Origin of the sequence: Hymenobacter metallilatus (assembly GCF_003944705.1) — a bacterium.
Classification (GTDB): Bacteria; Bacteroidota; Bacteroidia; order Cytophagales; family Hymenobacteraceae; genus Hymenobacter; species Hymenobacter metallilatus.
On sequence record NZ_RWIS01000011.1, the window covers coordinates 155,324 to 170,990 of the forward strand.

Consider the following 15,667-nt stretch of genomic DNA (forward strand, 5'->3'; position numbering starts at 1 on the left):
TAGATACAATGTCATCCCTTGCTTTCTATACTGCCAGCCTGCTTCTGACCGCCTACGACGTCGGCTATTTACTCGGGCGGTTTCTGGGCTTTATCCTAGTCGGCATCCTATACTTCCTGCCTACCGTCCTGGCCCGCAAAAAAAGCAAGTCCACGCAGATATTCCTGCTGAACCTGCTGGCCGGCTGGACCGGTATCGGGTGGATCGGCGCCCTGATCTGGGCCTTATCCAGCGACAAAGCGCAACCCATGCCGGTGCGCATCGTCGGCTCAGCTTCCGTCGCGAATGAGCTGGCCAATCTACAAGCGTTGCGCGACAACGGCAGCCTGAGCGAAGAGGAATTTCACCAGCAGCGCCAGCGCCTGCTTAACCAGCCAAACTGATGCACCTGCCGGCCTACGACGAACGACAGTTGGACATGCGCTTCCTGACAGAGGCAGCACGCTTGCTGGAAGAGGGAGCGGTGCATTCTTACCGCGAACTGGCTGAGAAGCTGCAACAGCAGCCTGTCATCTTTCGGCAGGTCGAAATTGGCCGCTACCACTGCAGCGTTAAGATGCTGTACCAGTTGCGGGCCCACTTTCCCACTGCCGATGTGGATTGGGTGCTGTATGGGCAGGCTTACACCGGCCGCCCAGAGCCTACCCAGGCCCCTAAGCGAGAGCGTGGCCGGCCGGTTCGGACGCATTAAGTGTCGGTTTTCTGCCCAAAAGTATGCCCATACTTCTGGTGCTACTATATAAGTAGTTGATGCATAAAAATATGTGCGGATTGTCCCGTAGTCTGAGGGGAGTGCGCTTTCGATGTGTGGAACCGTCCTATCCATTGGGTAGGGCGGTTTTTTGCTTCTTGCAACTGCCAGAATAATTTTCTCCCACCGGCCAGCCACTAAACCACTCCCGGCGCCCGGCCAAGCCACCCGTTTCTGCGTAGTCAACACCTCCTGTAATAAGCCGACAGTTCAGCCCATGAATGCTATTTATTTTACCGAGTACGGCCCGGCCGACGTGCTACGCTACGGCGAGCAACCCACTCCCTCCCCCAAATCGGACCAGATATTGGTGCGTGTACGGGCCAGCAGCATCAACCCCATCGATTGGAAAGTGCGCAGCGGCGACCTGAAGATGCTGACGGGCCCCCGCTTCCCCAGGATACCGGGGCGCGACGTAGCCGGGGAAGTGGCCGCCGTAGGTAGCCATGTTACCCGCTTTACAATAGGCGACCGGGTGTACGGCCTGCCCAACGATGGTACCGGCGGAGCCAATGCCGAGTACGCGCTACTGGCCGAATCGGTGGCCGCTTTTATCCCCGCTACGCTTTCGTTCGAAGAAGCCGGGGGCGTACCTCTGGCAGCCTTAACGGCCCTGCAAGGCCTGCACGACTATGGCCAGCTGCTTTCCGGCGACAGAGTGCTGGTGAATGGTGCTTCGGGTGGGGTGGGCACCTTTGCTGTGCAGATTGCCAAAGCCCTGGGGGCCGGGGAGGTAACCGCCGTGTGCGGACCTAACAACCTGGAGCTGGTTCGTAGCTTGGGTGCCGACCGGGTAATTAACCATGAGGAGCATGATTTTACCAAAGACCGTAGCCTTTACGACCTGATATTTGATGCAGTGGGTAAAAGCAGTTTCACGGCCAGCCAGTTGGCATTACGTCGCAATGGCCGCTACGTGACTACTGTGCCGGAGCCGGCGGCTGTTATTACCGATAAGCTGGCGGCGGCCTTATCCACCAAATCGGCCCACCTTTTCCTGGCCAAAGAACGAGGCACCGACCTGGCACTGATATCGGCTTGGCTGCAGGCCGGCACTATTCGGGTCGTAATCGACAAAACGTTTCCCCTGGCCGAAACAGCACAGGCCCACCGCTACAGCGAAACTGGAAGCGCCGCCGGCAAAATTGTGCTAACCGTAGACTAAGATGTGTCTGAAAACTCCAAAACGGTCCTGCTGAGCCCACCGAAGCATCTTTACCGCTTCGGTGGGCTTAGCAGGGCGTTCAGACACAACCTGGTAAATCAGAAAATTAAGGGACTAATGTAGGGCTACACAAATGCAACTTAGTTGCATTTGTGTAGCTTTGTGTGGTTTCGGGCCCACCGGTTTTGGTGGTTGTCAGGTAAAAACACGATTCTAAACCAGGTATGCAGGTACTCTCGCGCGTTGAAGTATTAATTGTTGGTGGTAGCTATGCCGGATTGGCAGCGGCACTATCGTTGGGGCGGGCACTACGCTCGGTGCTGGTGCTGGATAGTGGGCAGCCCTGCAACCGCCAAACGCCCCGCGCCCACAACTTCCTGACTCAGGACGGTGAGCACCCAGCCGTTATCAGGGCTCAGGGCCTGGCCCAGGTACAGCAGTATCCGACCGTGAGTTTTAGGCAGGATATGGCGTTACATATCCAAAAAGACGGGCCGGAGTTTGTGGTAACAACGGAAAGCGGCCAACGGATAGCTGCCCGCAAACTGATTTTTGCCTCGGGCATCAGGGATATGCTGCCAACCTTGCCGGGCTTTGCGGAGTGCTGGGGCATATCGGTGCTACACTGCCCGTACTGCCACGGCTACGAGGTACGTGGCCAGGCTTTGGGAGTGCTGAGTAATGGTGAACCGGGCTATTTGCAGGCCCGCCTGATTCGTAACTGGACGCCCCACCTCACCCTGTTTACCAATGGCCCCTCCACCCTGGATGCTACGCAAACCCGGCAGTTGTACGAGCAGAATATTGCTTTGGTAGAAACCCCGATTCAGGCAGTGGAGCATAGCCAGGGCCGGTTGCACCATCTTCTGCTGCAAAACGAAGTAGCGGTGCCGCTGGCGGCTGTGTTCACGCACGTTCCATTTGAGCAGCACACTGCCCTGCCGGCCCGGCTGGGATGTGCCTTCACCTCAGCCGGGCACGTGCAGGTTGATGATTGGCAGAGAACCTCAGTGCCGGGCGTGTACGCAGCCGGGGATGCTACTACACCCATGCGCTCCGTGGCCAATGCAGTGGCAGCTGGCACCAAAGCTGGTGCCTTCGTTAATCATGAGCTGCTGGGGCTGTAACCTGGAGCCCGATTGGCAGGAAGTAGTTTTTGTGCAATTGGCAGGCCTCTCAGTTGCTTTCCCGGGTGAAAGCAATGAGTAAAGCTCCTCCCGCCATCAGGGCGGCTCCCATAATTACCTGCCAGGTTACTTTTTCCTTTAGAAAGAATACTGCCAGCAGGATAGAAAACACCAGCGAAATTTTATCGAATGAGGAAGTGCGGGAAGCCTGCCCCAGCTTCAGGGCCTGAAACGAGAACAGGGAGGAAAGACAGGTGAGTACGCCGGCCGCCACCAGGAACAGCCAGGTGCGTCGGTCTATTTCGGCTACCTGCCCCAGATGCCCCTGCCAGGCCACTACTCCCCAGGCTACACTCACAATCAGGACGGATTGAATAGCAAATGCAACGCTGGCTTCAATATTCTTCACTCCAACCTTGGAGAGGGTTACAACAATGGCAGCTGACAGAGCTGCCAGCAGAGAAAAAACTATCCACATACTCGGTTCATCAGAAGATACCTGCTACCCAGTACGTAGCTCGACTCCCCGTAGCTGAAATGTGCCGCAACTGAATCTGCGCGCCTCGCTTACCCTGACCGGCAGATCGGTATCTTGCCTACTTCTTCGCTTACCTCTCAGATAACTGGCTTTATGCAGATGCACGTTCGCACACCGTTGTTTAGGTTGATGGGTATAGCTGTTCTGCTACCGCTTAGCGGGTGGGGGCAGCAGGGGCGCGGTAGCGCGGTACCCGCGCTGCCAGAGCCTCCCGGCACGGTGCGGGTGGGCGAAAACCTGTTCATGGACGAAACGGAAGTAGCCAATATTCATTGGCTGGAGTACCTGCACTTTACTCGGCGCGACTCATCTCTGGCCTACTACCGCACGCAGCTCCCCGATTCTACTGGCTGGCAGCCCGTGCCCGACCCGGAGCAGACCGGCCCGGCTCAGGCATATTTTCGGGCCCCCGGCTACCGCTATTATCCCGCTACTGGTATTCGCTATGAGCAGGCCCGGGCTTACTGCCGCTGGCGTAGTGCAGTAGTAAACCGCAGCTACTTCCAGGGGCCTGAGTTCCGGAAGCAGCACCCCGAGCTGCGCGACTACACCGTGACGGTGGAATACCGGCTGCCCACGGAAGCGGAGTGGGAGCAGGCGGCTGCCGGGGGGCTGGCCGCTGGTCCGCGGCCGTTTGAGTTGGTACAAACCCGCTCCGTCCGTAAGCCAAAGCCCCAGAAGCTCAACGAATCAGACGATTTGGTAGCGTGCCTGGATGCCCTGCATCTGGCCCATCCGGCCACTGAAACGGCCTATGAGCTTCCGTACAACCTGCGGGAAAACTACTACCTGGCGAGTAGCAACCAGGTGTTTGCCTGTGCGCCGGTCAAGGAGAAATTTCCTCTACAGCCTATTACTATCGGCCCGCCTAACGGCTTCGGCCTGCAGAATGTGATTGGCAACGTGGCCGAAATGACGGCTACCAAGGGCGTTGCCAAGGGCGGGTCCTTCAAAACTTCTATTCAGGGGCTTACGCTGGGTGGACGGCAAGCATACACCGGTCCCGAGAACTGGCTGGGCTTTCGGTGCCTAGCTACTGTGCGCATGGTGAAGCGGTAAAGCAGGATAAGAATACTGCGGGCCGATGGGAACTGAATGCTTCTCAGTTACCATCGGCCCATTAGCTGGTGGGGCGGAAGTAGTGCGGCGTCATGGTTCAACGGTTGGCCTCACCCCCGGTCCTCTTCCCTCAACCGAAGAACTCCCCGCGGCCGGCTCGTACCTGAGCCTTTTGCTCCGCCCCGTAAGTTTGCCTATGAGCAACGGGATGCTCGGTACCGTGGGAATGTAGCCAGCCTCACTTTCCGAGCCGGAAAGCCAGGCCGGCGCCTACAGTGAAGCCGCCAGCTGCCGCCGTCAGGCCGTGCCCGGCCGTTATATCCAGGCGTAGGCCGGGGGCGGGGCGGTAGTACAAACCAGAGGTGAGGCCCGGCCGCCAGCCCTGCTGCCGCTGCCAGGTGGCGTAGGTTTCGGCCAGGAAGCCCAGGTGCGTACCCGCTCCTATGGGGCCATTTAGGGCCAGGGTGGTAAGGTACTGACCCTGTTTGGTGCCCTCGGCCTTGAAACCACGCTGCCGAAAACCGAAGTTACCTTCCAGCCCGAACCGCTGCCCCAGCTGCTGCGACACCAATAGGCGGGCGCCGGGCTCAAACTGCTTGTCGGGGTAGCTGGCGTCACCATTACGTAGGTTCATATCGAAGAGCACTACTACCTGAGAGCGGGCGTTCTGCACGGTGGAGGCCAGAAACTTGGCTCCTACATTCAGGGGCGCAAAGCCTGTGGGGCCGGAATAGGGCACTGGAACTCCTTCGGTAAAACGGGTGGCCGACGGGGCCAGCAGGTAGTTCTGAGTAGCCCGTAGCTCAATGTGGTTGAAGAAGCCTACCCGCAACGTACTGCCCCAAGCCGAGCGGCCGGCGTAGCCCACACTGCTGCCCGTATCGTAGCGGGTGAGGCCGGTTTCCAATTGAAACTGCCCGGGATACAGCATGTTGGTAGTAATGGTTTGCCCCGGCCGATCAGGGCGAATCAGGCGCACAAACGGCGACTCGGCGTTGGTGGAATTGGGGTCGGTGGTTTGGGCCAGGGTGCGGGCCGGGCCGGCGAGCAGCAAGGCCCCGGCGGTCAGCAGAGTGGTCGTTCGCATACCCTCCCGACGCCCGAAAGGTGGTAAAAGTTCGATTTTTCAAAGAAGTTGTAACCTTGCCATGAATTTTACGTTGGACGTTTTTCTGCAGAAATCAGCCTTCTACCTAGGCTGTGGGCACGTACCTAGTAGGGCATATTCTTTCGTAAATTCTGCCAGCCGCCCACACGCCGTACAGAAATCCTGCACTTTCGGAAACAAAAAAAGGCCGACGCTTGCGCCGGCCTTTTTTACTAAAACCAGGAATCAACGGGTCTACTCAGCTTTTTTAATGGCGTCCATGGCTGCCTGAACCGTGGCTTGCTGCTCGGCAGGTTTGCCTTGCTTCACTTTCTCCAGCATAGCCAGTACCGGCTCATCTACGCCGTAGCGCTTGTACTGCACAGCCAGCTTCTGCAGGCGCTCCGTTCCCTCGTTCAGCACGGCGGCATCGGGCAGGCGCGTCATGAAGCTAACCAGACTTTCTAGCATCTGAAATTTCCCTTGCACCGGAGCCGCATCAAACTGGTTGCGGACGAAGGCCCAGTTGCTGGCATCCCCCTGCTCGGCGTATACGGTAGCAATAGCCGCCGCAACGGTGCCTTTTGCTGTGGGCTCCAATGCTTTGGCGCGGGCCAGGGCTGCTTTGGGTTGCACGGCCGCCAGGGCTTCCAGCGCCGCTCCCTGCACCGCATACGACTGGCTGTTGAGCAGTTGCGTAAAGGTCTTTTCGTCCTTTTTATCCTTCAGGCTGGCAAGACCACCCAGTAGAGCAGCCTGTACGTTGGTGTTTTTCTCCTGAGCCAGCTGTTTACGAAGCACCGGCGCCGCCGCTTTCTGCACGGCTTTGTCATCCAGTTTCAGGCTTGCCACCGACGCCAGCCGAATGCTGGGATACTTGTCGCTGAGCGCCGAAATGAGCAGTTGGCGGGCAGCGGCATCGGTGGGGGGCAGGGCCGCGGCAGCGGCCACGGCCTCGCGCCGGTCCACGTAGCGGGGGGCGTTCTTGAACTGGTAGGCGAAATCGGCAAATGGCTTGTTGTCGGTTTTCTGCCACAGCAGCACCTTTTCGGCGTCCACGTTCACTAGGCTGGGCTTGCTGGCGGCCGCAAAGCGAAAGGTTTCGGCACGCTCGCGCATCCACACCTGGTGGCGCTCCGGCTTGCCGTTCACGTACACATCCACCGCAATGGGCAGCTGGAACACGGTGCCGGGCTGGGTTTGCTTGATGGTAACGGTTTGCTGCCTGGCGGCGGCGTCGTAGCCGTAGTCGATGGTGACCACAGGATGGCCCGCGCCGAAGTACCACTGGTTGAAAAACCAGTTCAGGTCCTGCCCCGATACGGCCTCCATGGCCAGGCGCAGCTGGTGGGCCTCGCCGTTGCCGAACTTGTTATCGGTGAGGTATTTTTTCAGGCCGGCGAAGAATACGTCGTCGGTGAGGTAGCTGCGCAGCATGTTCAGCACCTGGCCGCCTTTCTGGTAGCTCACCAGGTCAAACATGTCCTCCTTGTCGGCGTAGTGGAAGCGCACGAGCTGCTTCTGGGCGTCGCGGGGGCTGCGCAGGTAGTTGCGCATGTTCTGGTAGGCGTGGGCGTCGCCGGCGTCCTGGCCGTACTTGTACTCGGCCCACAGCGCCTCCGAAAAGTCGGCAAACGACTCGTTTACCGTCAGGTTGCTCCAGCTCTCGGCCGTTACCAGGTCGCCGAACCACTGGTGGAACAGCTCGTGGGCAATAACCGACTCGCCGTTGGCATATTCCGCATCCAAGGCTTCGCGGGCATCTTTCTGGAGGAACTCGCCGTGCAGGGTAGCCGAGGTATTTTCCATGGCCCCGCTCACGTAGTCGCGCACCACCACCTGGGCGTACTTATTCCAGGCGTAGTCCACGCCCAAACGGCGCGAGAAAAACTCCAGCATCTCGGGTGTGTTACCGAAAATCTGCTTGGCGTAGGGCGCGTATTTGGGCTCCAGGTAGTAGCTCACTTCTTTGCCGCGCCACGTGTCCTTCGTGATTTTGAAGTCACCCACGGCCATCATAAACAGGTAGGGCGAGTGGGGCAGCTCCTGCTTCCAGGTGTCGGTGCGGGTACCGTCGGCGTTGTTTTTCTGGCTGGTGAGGGCCCCGTTGCTTAGCGTCACGTAGCGGGCGGGCACCGTCATGCTGATTTCGGCGGTGGTTTTCTGGTTGGGCTTGTCGATAGTGGGAAACCAGGCCGAAGAAGCCTCCGTCTCGCCCTGCGTCCAGATCTGGCGGGGCTTGCCGGCCTCGGTGCTGTCGGGGTTGATGAAGTACAGGCCTTTGGCATCGGAAATGGCTGCGCTACCTTTTGCTTTCAGCTCCTCGGGCTTGGCCACGTACTCCAAGTACACGGTATACTGCTGGCCGGGCAGGTAAAGCCTATCCAGGTCAATATCCAACTGCTCGTTGTTGTAGCGGTACTTCAGCGTCTTGGTGCTGGAGCCATCCACCAGCGTCACCGATTTAATATCCATGCCCTTGGCGTCGAGGCGCAGGGAGTCGGTGGCGTAGCCCACGGGCTGCAGCGTCACCCATTCCTTGCCCAGCAGCTGGCGCTTGGCGTAGTCGAAGCGCACATCGAGCTTGGTGTGTACCAGGGCGTTGATTTTGCGGGCCGATTCGCGGTACATCTTAAGGGCAGCCGTGTCGGCGGGGGCGGCTTGCTGGGCCAGGGCCGGTGCGGCGGCCAGCAGGCCCAGGCTCAGCAGGAAAGCTTTTGTCATAGTGGAAAAGGGGAGAGTGAAATCAGGCTGCTAGTTGCAAACTTTTCAGCACAGATGCGGCCGGCTGCGGCAGAGTTGCTTTTGCGCGCCTGATTTCCGGTCGGCGCGTTACCGTTCCAGCGCCGCCCGGTCCCAGCCGGCCAGGGTGGCTCCGGCGGCGTAGGTGCTGTCGAGAAATTCGCGCAGAGCGGCCGCGGGGTCGGGGGCGGTGCGCACGGCTTCGTAGGGCAGCAGGAATTCGCCCAGCTCCGCACTGTAGAAGGCGGCGGCCGGCCGCACCGGGGCGTCGGCGAAGCCGGCTGGGGCGGGGGCAGTGTAGGCGTAGAAGGCGGCCTCCTGCCCGTTGCCGCCGGGCCAGAAACCGTGGCTGATGACCTCGTGGGAGTAGGCCTCACGGGTGATGCCGTCGGCTCCGGGGCGGGTTGGGGCCAGGCGGCCGGAAAAGCGCGTCACGGCCAAATCAAACGAGCCCCAGAAGAAATGCACCGGGCTGCACTTGCCGATAAACCCGGACCGGAACTGCTCCAGCACCGGCGTAATGAGCGTGAGGACCCGCCAGAACCGCTGGGCCGCCGCGGGGTCGTAGCTGGCGTGCTGCTCGTCTTCGGCAAAGGGAATCGGGTGTTCGATTTCCACCGGCACCGGCCAGATGCGCACCTTAATGCCCAGCTCGGCCAGCATTCGTTGCACCTCGTGGTAGAAGGCGGCCACGGAGCGGGGCTGCAGGGCCAGGCGCTGCTCGGCCCCGTCGCTGCACCGGATGATGAGCTGATGGTCGAGGAAGTCGAAGTCCATCTGGAAGCTGCGGCCTTCGTAGGGCATGGCCGAGGTGGTGAGGCCTCGGGCCGAAACGTAGAGCGGCACGTTCCAGAAGTGGTTGACGAGTGGGGTAGTAGCCAGCCGGATTTTGCCCACGACCTGCGTGTACAGGTGCAGGGTAGCGAGGGTATCGGCCCAGGCGGCCAGGGGCAGGGCGGGCCAGGATGTGGCGGAGGCGGTAGGCATGGCAGGCGGGGTAGCAGGTGAAACGTGCTGATAAAGACGCAACTTAGGCCCGGCGCGTTGGGAAAAGGCCGCTGGTATTTCGGGGCCGTTTGCTTCGGGCCCGCCAGCCTCCGCAACGGGCTGCCAAAAATCCGCGTCTGTACCCCGTATCTACTCCCTTTCTATGAAAAACGTCCTACGCCTGCTGCTGCTCCTGCTGTTGCTGGGCCCCGCCGCCCACGCCGCCACCGTTGATACCGTGGCCATTGCCAGCGCCGCCATGCAGCGCACCTACAAGGCCGCCGTGGCCGTGCCGGCCTCCTACGCCAAAAACAAGAAAGCCCGCTACCCGGTGCTCTACCTGCTGCACGGAGCCTACGGGCACTTCTCGGACTGGAGCAGCAAAACGCCCGACAAAACCCTCATCCACCGCCTCGCCGACCAGCATAACCTCATCATCGTGATGCCCGAGGGCGAGACGTTCAGCTTCTACCTCGATTCGCCGGTGAACCCCGGCAGCCAGTTCGAAACCTACATTACCAAGGAAGTCATCGGGGCCATCGACCAGCGGTACCGCACCGTGGCGCGCAAGGAAGGCCGGGTTATTTCGGGCCTGTCGATGGGCGGGCACGGGGCGCTGTACCTCTCGGGGCGGCATCCGGAGCTGTTTGCCGCGGCCGGCAGCATGAGCGGGGCCCTGGATTTGAGCATCACCAACCGCAAGCTCAACCCCCAGGAAGCCCAGCAGCGGCAGAGCCTGTTCAACCCCATCCTCGGCCCCGAAACGCCCGCGCCCAGCCTGTACAGCACCAACTCGGTGGTGAACATGGCCGACAAGCTCTACACCAACGGCCTGCCCCTCATCATCGACTGCGGCGTGGACGATTTCCTCATCGACATCAACCGCGAAGTGCACCGCCGCCTCGTGTACAACCACACCCCCCACGATTACACCGAGCGGCCCGGCGCCCACACCTGGGAATACTGGCAAAACGCGCTGCCCTACCACGTGCAGTTCTTCCAGCAAGTGCTGGACGCAAACGGAGTGATGGTGAAATAGAGACGCAATAGGTTACGGCTCGCCGTTGCGGATTTGGTAGGCGCAAGAGCAGTTTCAGAACGGTGTAGAGACGCGACACTTCGCGTCTCCTCGTTGAACGACCGGAACCGCGCCTAATAAACAACCTCAGCACGCGCCGAGACGCGAAGTGTCGCGTCTCTACATCGTGCGGGTCACCCAACGGGTTCCGTATCTTCACCGCATTAACGCGTGGTGGTTACCCCACCTCACCGAACTACGGGTTGCTCCAGAAAAGCAAAAACCCCGGACTGTTGGTACCAGCCGGGGTTTTAAGAAGCAGGTGGGCAAAACACCTTACTTCTACTCGCATGAAGAGGAAGCGTGTTAAAGCGGAAGAGCCGGACAAAGTCGGGCTGTTTCGCGTGCTGCTCGAACTGGGTAAAACAGTTCTGAGCGGCGTAGTTCGCGCCGTGGTAGCCGAATGGCTGCACCGGCACTAGAACGGTAGCAGGGGTGGGCCTTCGGGCCGGCTCCTGCTATTTTGCTTTCTGCGTTTCAGAAAGTGCGTATGCAAATGTAAACAAATACAGACGAATACGGACGCGGTGTGTACGCAAATGCGACGGCACAGTTTGCGAAGCGTCTGTATTCGTCCGTAAAAGTCCAGCCTGAAAGTTTTCCTAATGCGCCAGCACGGCTTGCTGCCGCTGGGGGTGCAGTTGCGGGTCGTCGCCGTAGTGGGTGTGCTGGGCGCGGTAGGCGCGCTCGAAAATCAGGGGGAAGATGAACAGGGTGAGGACGGTGCCGGTGATGAGGCCGCCGATAACCACAATGGCCAGGGGCTTGGAGGTTTCACTACCGATGCCGGTGCTAATAGCAGCGGGCATGAGGCCGATGGTGGCCATCAGGGCCGTCATGACCACGGGGCGGACGCGGCTGGTGACGCCCTCGTGGATGCTGCGGTCCAGGCTGAGTTTACGCACCATGTTCTGCTTGAACACCGATATCAGAATCACCCCGTTCTGGATGCAGATACCGAACAGGGCGATAAACCCGATACCGGCCGAGATGCTGAAGTTGGTGTGCGTGATGAGCAGGGCCGCAATGCCGCCGATGATGGCAAACGGCACGTTCAGGAGCACCAGCCCGGCATCTTTCAGGTTGCCGAACAGGATAAACAGGATGAAGAAGATGAGGGCCAACGACACCGGCACCACCTGCGTGAGGCGCTGGGTGGCGCGGCGCTGGTTCTCGAAGTCGCCGGTCCATTTCATGCTGTAGCCTTTGGGCAGGCTTACCACGGCATTCACCTTCTTCTGGGCTTCCTCGATAGTGCTGCCCATGTCGCGGCCCCGGATGCTGAACTTCACGGCGGCGAAGCGCTGGTTGTCGTCGCGGTAAATGAGCGAGGGGCCGTTGACGTCGCCGATGGTGGCAATTTCGGAGAGGGGAATGGTGGTGCCGTTCTGGGTGGGCACCATGAGGGCGGCAATTTCCTCGGGCGTCTGACGGAACTGCTCCTGGTAGCGTACCCGGATGGGGAATTTCCGCTCGCCCTCGTACATCTGCGAGGCCTGCTTGCCGCCCACGGCCATTTCCAGCACCGCGTTGGCGTCGGCTTTGCTCACGCCGTACTGGGCCATGCGCTGCTCATCCAAATCCACGTGCAGTTCGGGCTGACCGATGTTGCGGAGCACGCCCAGGTCGTCGATGCCTTTTACCTTTTTGAGGATGCCGTACACCTGGCGGGCTTTTTCCTCCATCAGCTTCAGGTCGGTGCCGTAAATCTTCACGGCAATGGAGCCTTTCACGCCCGAGGCGGCTTCCTCCACGTTGTCGGTGATGGGCTGGGAGAAGTTAAAATCCACGCCGGGGAAGCGGTTGAGCTTTTCCTTCATGTGCTCAATCAGGGCTTCGCGCTTATCCTTGTGCTTCATTTCGGCCTCCACCGCGGGGGTGTGCTTGAGCTGCACCAGAAACTCGTTGTTGTAGAAGCCGGTGGGGTCGGTGCCGTCGTTGGGGCGGCCGGTCTGGCTCACCACGTCGCCTACCTCAGGGAACGACAGGAACACCCGGCGCATCTCGTTGCAGAGCTTGTTCGACTCATCGAGGCTGATGCTCAGCGGCAGCTGGGCCCGCACGTAGATGGAGCCTTCGTTCAGCTCAGGCAGAAACTCAGAGCCCAGGAAATGGAAGGCGCCCATGCCCAGCACTACGGCCACGGTGGCTACCAGCAAACTGGCGGTTTTGCGGGCGTAGGTGAACGAGAAGAACCGCTGGGCGCCCTTGTTGATGCCGCGCACAAAGAAGTTGTCCTTCTCCACCACGTTCTTTTTCAGCAGGATGGAGGTAAGTACCGGTACCAGCGTGAGCGTGAAGATGAGCGCGCCGAGCAGGGCAAAACCCAGCGTCCAGGCCAGGGGGCTGAACACCTTGCCTTCCACTTTCTCGAACGAAAAGATGGGCAGCAACGCGGTGATAATGATGGCCTTAGAGAAGAAAATGGCCTTGCCCATGTCGCGGCCGGTTTTCTTGATGAGGCCCAGCTTGGCCAGCTTGTTGAAGCGCTCCATGCCCATCTTGTGGGCCCGGTGGTCGAGGGCCACGAAGAGCCCTTCCACCATCACCACGGCCCCGTCGATGATAATGCCGAAGTCGATGGCGCCCATGCTGAGCAGGTTGGCCGACATGCCCTTCAGCCGCAGACAGATGAACGCAAACAGCAAGGCCAGCGGAATAATCACCGACACGATGATGGTGGTGCGCCAGTCGGCCATGAATACGAACACGATAACCGTCACCAGAATAATGCCTTCCAGTAGGTTGTGGATGACCGTTTCGGTCGAGAAGTCGATGAGCTGCTGCCGGTCGTAGAAGGTTTGAATCTTCACGTCGGAGGGCAGAATCTTCTCGTTCAGGTCGGCTACTTTATCCTTGAGGCGGGCAATAACTTCGGAGGGGTTTTCGCCCTTGCGCATCACCACAATGCCTTCCAGCACGTCGTCGTTCAGGCCCCGGCCCACTTTGCCAAACCGCGGCAAGGCCGATTCGTGCACGATGGCCACGTCCTTCACCAGGATGGGCGCCCCGTTCACGTTCTTGATGACGGTGTTGTTGATGTCGTTGCTGTTGTTGAGCAGGCCAATGCCGCGCACCACGTAGTTCTGCTGGCCCTCGTTTATCACGTCGCCTCCCACGTTGATGTTGCTGCGCTGGATGGCGTTGTAGAGGTCGAGTGGGGTGAGGCCCAGGTCCTGGAGCTTGCCGGGGTTCACGCTGATTTCGTAGTCCTTCACCTCGCCGCCGAAGCTGTTCACGTCGGCCACGCCGGGCACGGCTTTCAGGTTGCGCTCCACCACCCAGTCCTGCAGGGTTTTCAGCTCGCGGGTGGTTTTGTCCTTGCTCTTGAGGGTGTAGCGGAAAATCTCGCCGGTGGGGCCGTAGGGCGGCTGCACGTCGGGGTCGGCGCCTTCGGGCAGGTCGGCCTGGCTGAGCAGGTTGTTCACCTGCACCCGGGCAAAGGCATCGTCCACGCCATCATCAAAAATCACCTTCACTACCGACAGCCCAAACAGGGTGGTGCTGCGGATGCTGGTTTTCTTCTGCACCGGGTTCAGCGCAATTTCGATGGGGGCCGTCACGAACTTCTCAATCTCCTCGGCCGAGCGGCCCGGCCACTGCGTGATGATGGTAATTTCGGTGTTGGTAACGTCGGGGAAGGCCTCGATGGGCGTATTCCGGTAGCTCATCACCCCGGCCACAATGACCACAAAAGTCATCAGGAACACGAAGCCCCGGTTTTTGAGCGAAAAGGCAATAATGCCCTGGATGAATTTGTTCATGGCTTTTGGAGAAGCTAGAAGGCGGTAACTAGAGCTAGAAAAAAGGCAGTGCTAGCCTAGCTCCCCTCCTTAGAAAGGAGGGGCTGGGGGTGGTTGATAATCGGTTGGATAGTTTTTAGCACTAGCACTAGCACTAGATGACGGGCTGACGCTCCGGTCAACCACCCCCAACCCCTCCTTTCCAAGGAGGGGAGCTAGCTTTCTAGCTCTAGTCGTTCAACTCGTCGTAGACCAGCAGCTGGTTTTGGGCGATGATGTGCTCCCCGTCTTTCAGGCCCGACTGCACGTAGCTCACGTCGCCCACGGTTTTGAAAAGGTGAACCTCCCGGGTTTCCACGTGGTTTTTGTCCTTGAACACCATCACAAAGTTGCGGTCCTTGTCGAAGACCACGCACTTGGCGGGCACGGCCAGCATCTGCTGGTTTTCGGTGTTGAGGACCTTAATCTGGGCGTACATCTCGGGCTTGAGCTGGTAGCCGGGGTTGTTGAGCTTCACGCGCACCTTCATCACCTTGCTTTCCGGGTCGAGCACGTTGAACACCTTGTCGATGCGGCCCTGGAAATGCTTGTCGGGGTAGGAGAGGGTGGTCACGTCGGCCTGGTAGCCCTCCTGCACCTTGCTGATATCCGACTCAAACACGTTGGCCATGATCCACACGTCGTCGAGGTTGCTCACCGTGAACAGGTTGCCCACGTTGTCGGCGTTGAACTGCATGTGGTCGGTCACGTTCTTCTCCGTGATGAAGCCCGAAATGGGGGCCCGCAGCGTGTAGGTGCCGTCGGCCGATACGCCGTACACGCCCAGCTGCTTGTTGGTTTTGCCCACGTTGCTCTGGGCCTTGCGCAGCTCCTGGCGGGCCAGCGTCACGTCGCGCTCCGAGGCCAGCCCCGATTTGTACTGGTCTTCCAGCACCGAGAGGTTTTTGCGGGCAATATCCAGGTCGGTGCCGGCGGTGCTATTCTGGTTCTGCAAGTCGGCAATTTCGCCGCTTTTGATGACGGCCAGGACTTGGCCTTTCGTCACATGGTCGCCCAGCTCCACGCTCAGCTGCTCCACCACGCCGCCCACCAGCGGGTACACCTTCACGGTTTTGTCGCCGTCGGTGGCAATCTGGCCCGAGAGGTTCAACTCGTCGCGCACGGGTTCCCGGCGCACCGTGTCAATCTTCAGCTCCCGCAGCATCTGGTCCGACATCGAGAAGCCGGCTTCGGCCTTCTGCGGGGCGTCAGTTTCTTCGGATTTCGAGCAGCCCGCCAATCCCAGGGCGAGCGGGAGGGCGAGGGGGAATAAGGGGAGGAGGCGGTTCATATTGGTTGAGGATGAAGGATTAAAGGATGAGGGATAAAGGATTGAAGGATGATGGATAAA

13 protein-coding genes are annotated in these 15,667 nt (G+C 59.8%); 7 read left to right on the top strand and 6 right to left on the bottom strand.

The genetic code is table 11. The features are described from left to right. The first annotated feature begins 8 nt into the window (after nt 1–8). From EI290_RS16270 to EI290_RS16285, 4 genes are all read left to right on the top strand, one after another. Nucleotides 9–383 (top strand): superinfection immunity protein, encoded by a 375-nt coding sequence (locus EI290_RS16270; protein ID WP_125432537.1) that lies wholly within the window; start codon nt 9–11, stop codon nt 381–383. Next, a complete protein-coding gene (locus EI290_RS16275; protein WP_125432539.1) occupies nt 383–691 on the top strand; it encodes a hypothetical protein in 309 nt (102 codons plus the stop codon). The genes EI290_RS16270 and EI290_RS16275 overlap by 1 nt, the downstream gene beginning before the upstream one ends. A gap of 277 nt (nt 692–968) precedes the next feature. Next, on the top strand, nt 969–1,916 hold the full coding sequence (locus EI290_RS16280; RefSeq protein WP_125432541.1) for an NAD(P)-dependent alcohol dehydrogenase: 948 nt from the start codon (nt 969–971) through the stop codon (nt 1,914–1,916). Between the two features lie 224 nt (nt 1,917–2,140). Continuing rightward, nucleotides 2,141–3,043: an NAD(P)/FAD-dependent oxidoreductase gene (locus EI290_RS16285; RefSeq protein WP_125432543.1), complete on the top strand. Its 903-nt coding sequence runs from the start codon at nt 2,141–2,143 to the stop codon at nt 3,041–3,043. Nucleotides 3,044–3,092: 49 nt separating this feature from the next. Here the strand turns inward: EI290_RS16285 and EI290_RS16290 are convergent, their stop codons facing one another. Continuing rightward, the gene (locus tag EI290_RS16290; protein WP_125432545.1) at nt 3,093–3,521 is read right to left on the bottom strand and encodes an EamA family transporter; all 429 of its coding nucleotides are present in this window, start codon (nt 3,519–3,521) and stop codon (nt 3,093–3,095) included. A gap of 189 nt (nt 3,522–3,710) precedes the next feature. Between EI290_RS16290 and EI290_RS16295 the strand changes: the two genes are divergently transcribed. Continuing rightward, the gene (locus EI290_RS16295; RefSeq protein WP_185817037.1) at nt 3,711–4,640 is read left to right on the top strand and encodes a formylglycine-generating enzyme family protein; all 930 of its coding nucleotides are present in this window, start codon (nt 3,711–3,713) and stop codon (nt 4,638–4,640) included. 238 nt (nt 4,641–4,878) lie between these two features. Here EI290_RS16295 and EI290_RS16300 read toward each other — a convergent pair whose 3' ends face one another. From EI290_RS16300 to EI290_RS16310, 3 genes are all read right to left on the bottom strand, one after another. Further along, entirely contained in the window at nt 4,879–5,727 is an 849-nt protein-coding gene (locus EI290_RS16300) for a transporter (RefSeq protein ID WP_125432549.1), read from the bottom strand. A gap of 255 nt (nt 5,728–5,982) precedes the next feature. Continuing rightward, on the bottom strand, nt 5,983–8,451 hold the full coding sequence (locus EI290_RS16305; protein ID WP_125432551.1) for a M1 family metallopeptidase: 2,469 nt from the start codon (nt 8,449–8,451) through the stop codon (nt 5,983–5,985). Nucleotides 8,452–8,559: 108 nt separating this feature from the next. Further along, entirely contained in the window at nt 8,560–9,456 is an 897-nt protein-coding gene (locus EI290_RS16310; RefSeq protein ID WP_125432553.1) for a DUF5996 family protein, read from the bottom strand. Between the two features lie 163 nt (nt 9,457–9,619). Here EI290_RS16310 and EI290_RS16315 point away from each other — a divergent pair, with 163 nt between their 5' ends. Both EI290_RS16315 and EI290_RS22880 read left to right on the top strand, forming a co-directional pair. Next, nucleotides 9,620–10,495, top strand: a complete 876-nt coding sequence (locus tag EI290_RS16315) for an alpha/beta hydrolase (RefSeq protein ID WP_125432555.1) — start codon at nt 9,620–9,622, stop codon at nt 10,493–10,495. A 329-nt stretch (nt 10,496–10,824) separates the two neighbouring features. After that, the gene (locus tag EI290_RS22880; protein ID WP_262706462.1) at nt 10,825–10,956 is read left to right on the top strand and encodes a hypothetical protein; all 132 of its coding nucleotides are present in this window, start codon (nt 10,825–10,827) and stop codon (nt 10,954–10,956) included. A gap of 180 nt (nt 10,957–11,136) precedes the next feature. Here EI290_RS22880 and EI290_RS16320 read toward each other — a convergent pair whose 3' ends face one another. Together EI290_RS16320 and EI290_RS16325 are read right to left on the bottom strand one after the other, a co-directional pair. After that, the gene (locus EI290_RS16320; protein WP_125432557.1) at nt 11,137–14,298 is read right to left on the bottom strand and encodes an efflux RND transporter permease subunit; all 3,162 of its coding nucleotides are present in this window, start codon (nt 14,296–14,298) and stop codon (nt 11,137–11,139) included. Between the two features lie 208 nt (nt 14,299–14,506). Then, entirely contained in the window at nt 14,507–15,607 is a 1,101-nt protein-coding gene (locus tag EI290_RS16325; RefSeq protein ID WP_125432559.1) for an efflux RND transporter periplasmic adaptor subunit, read from the bottom strand. Nucleotides 15,608–15,667: the final 60 nt, after the last annotated feature.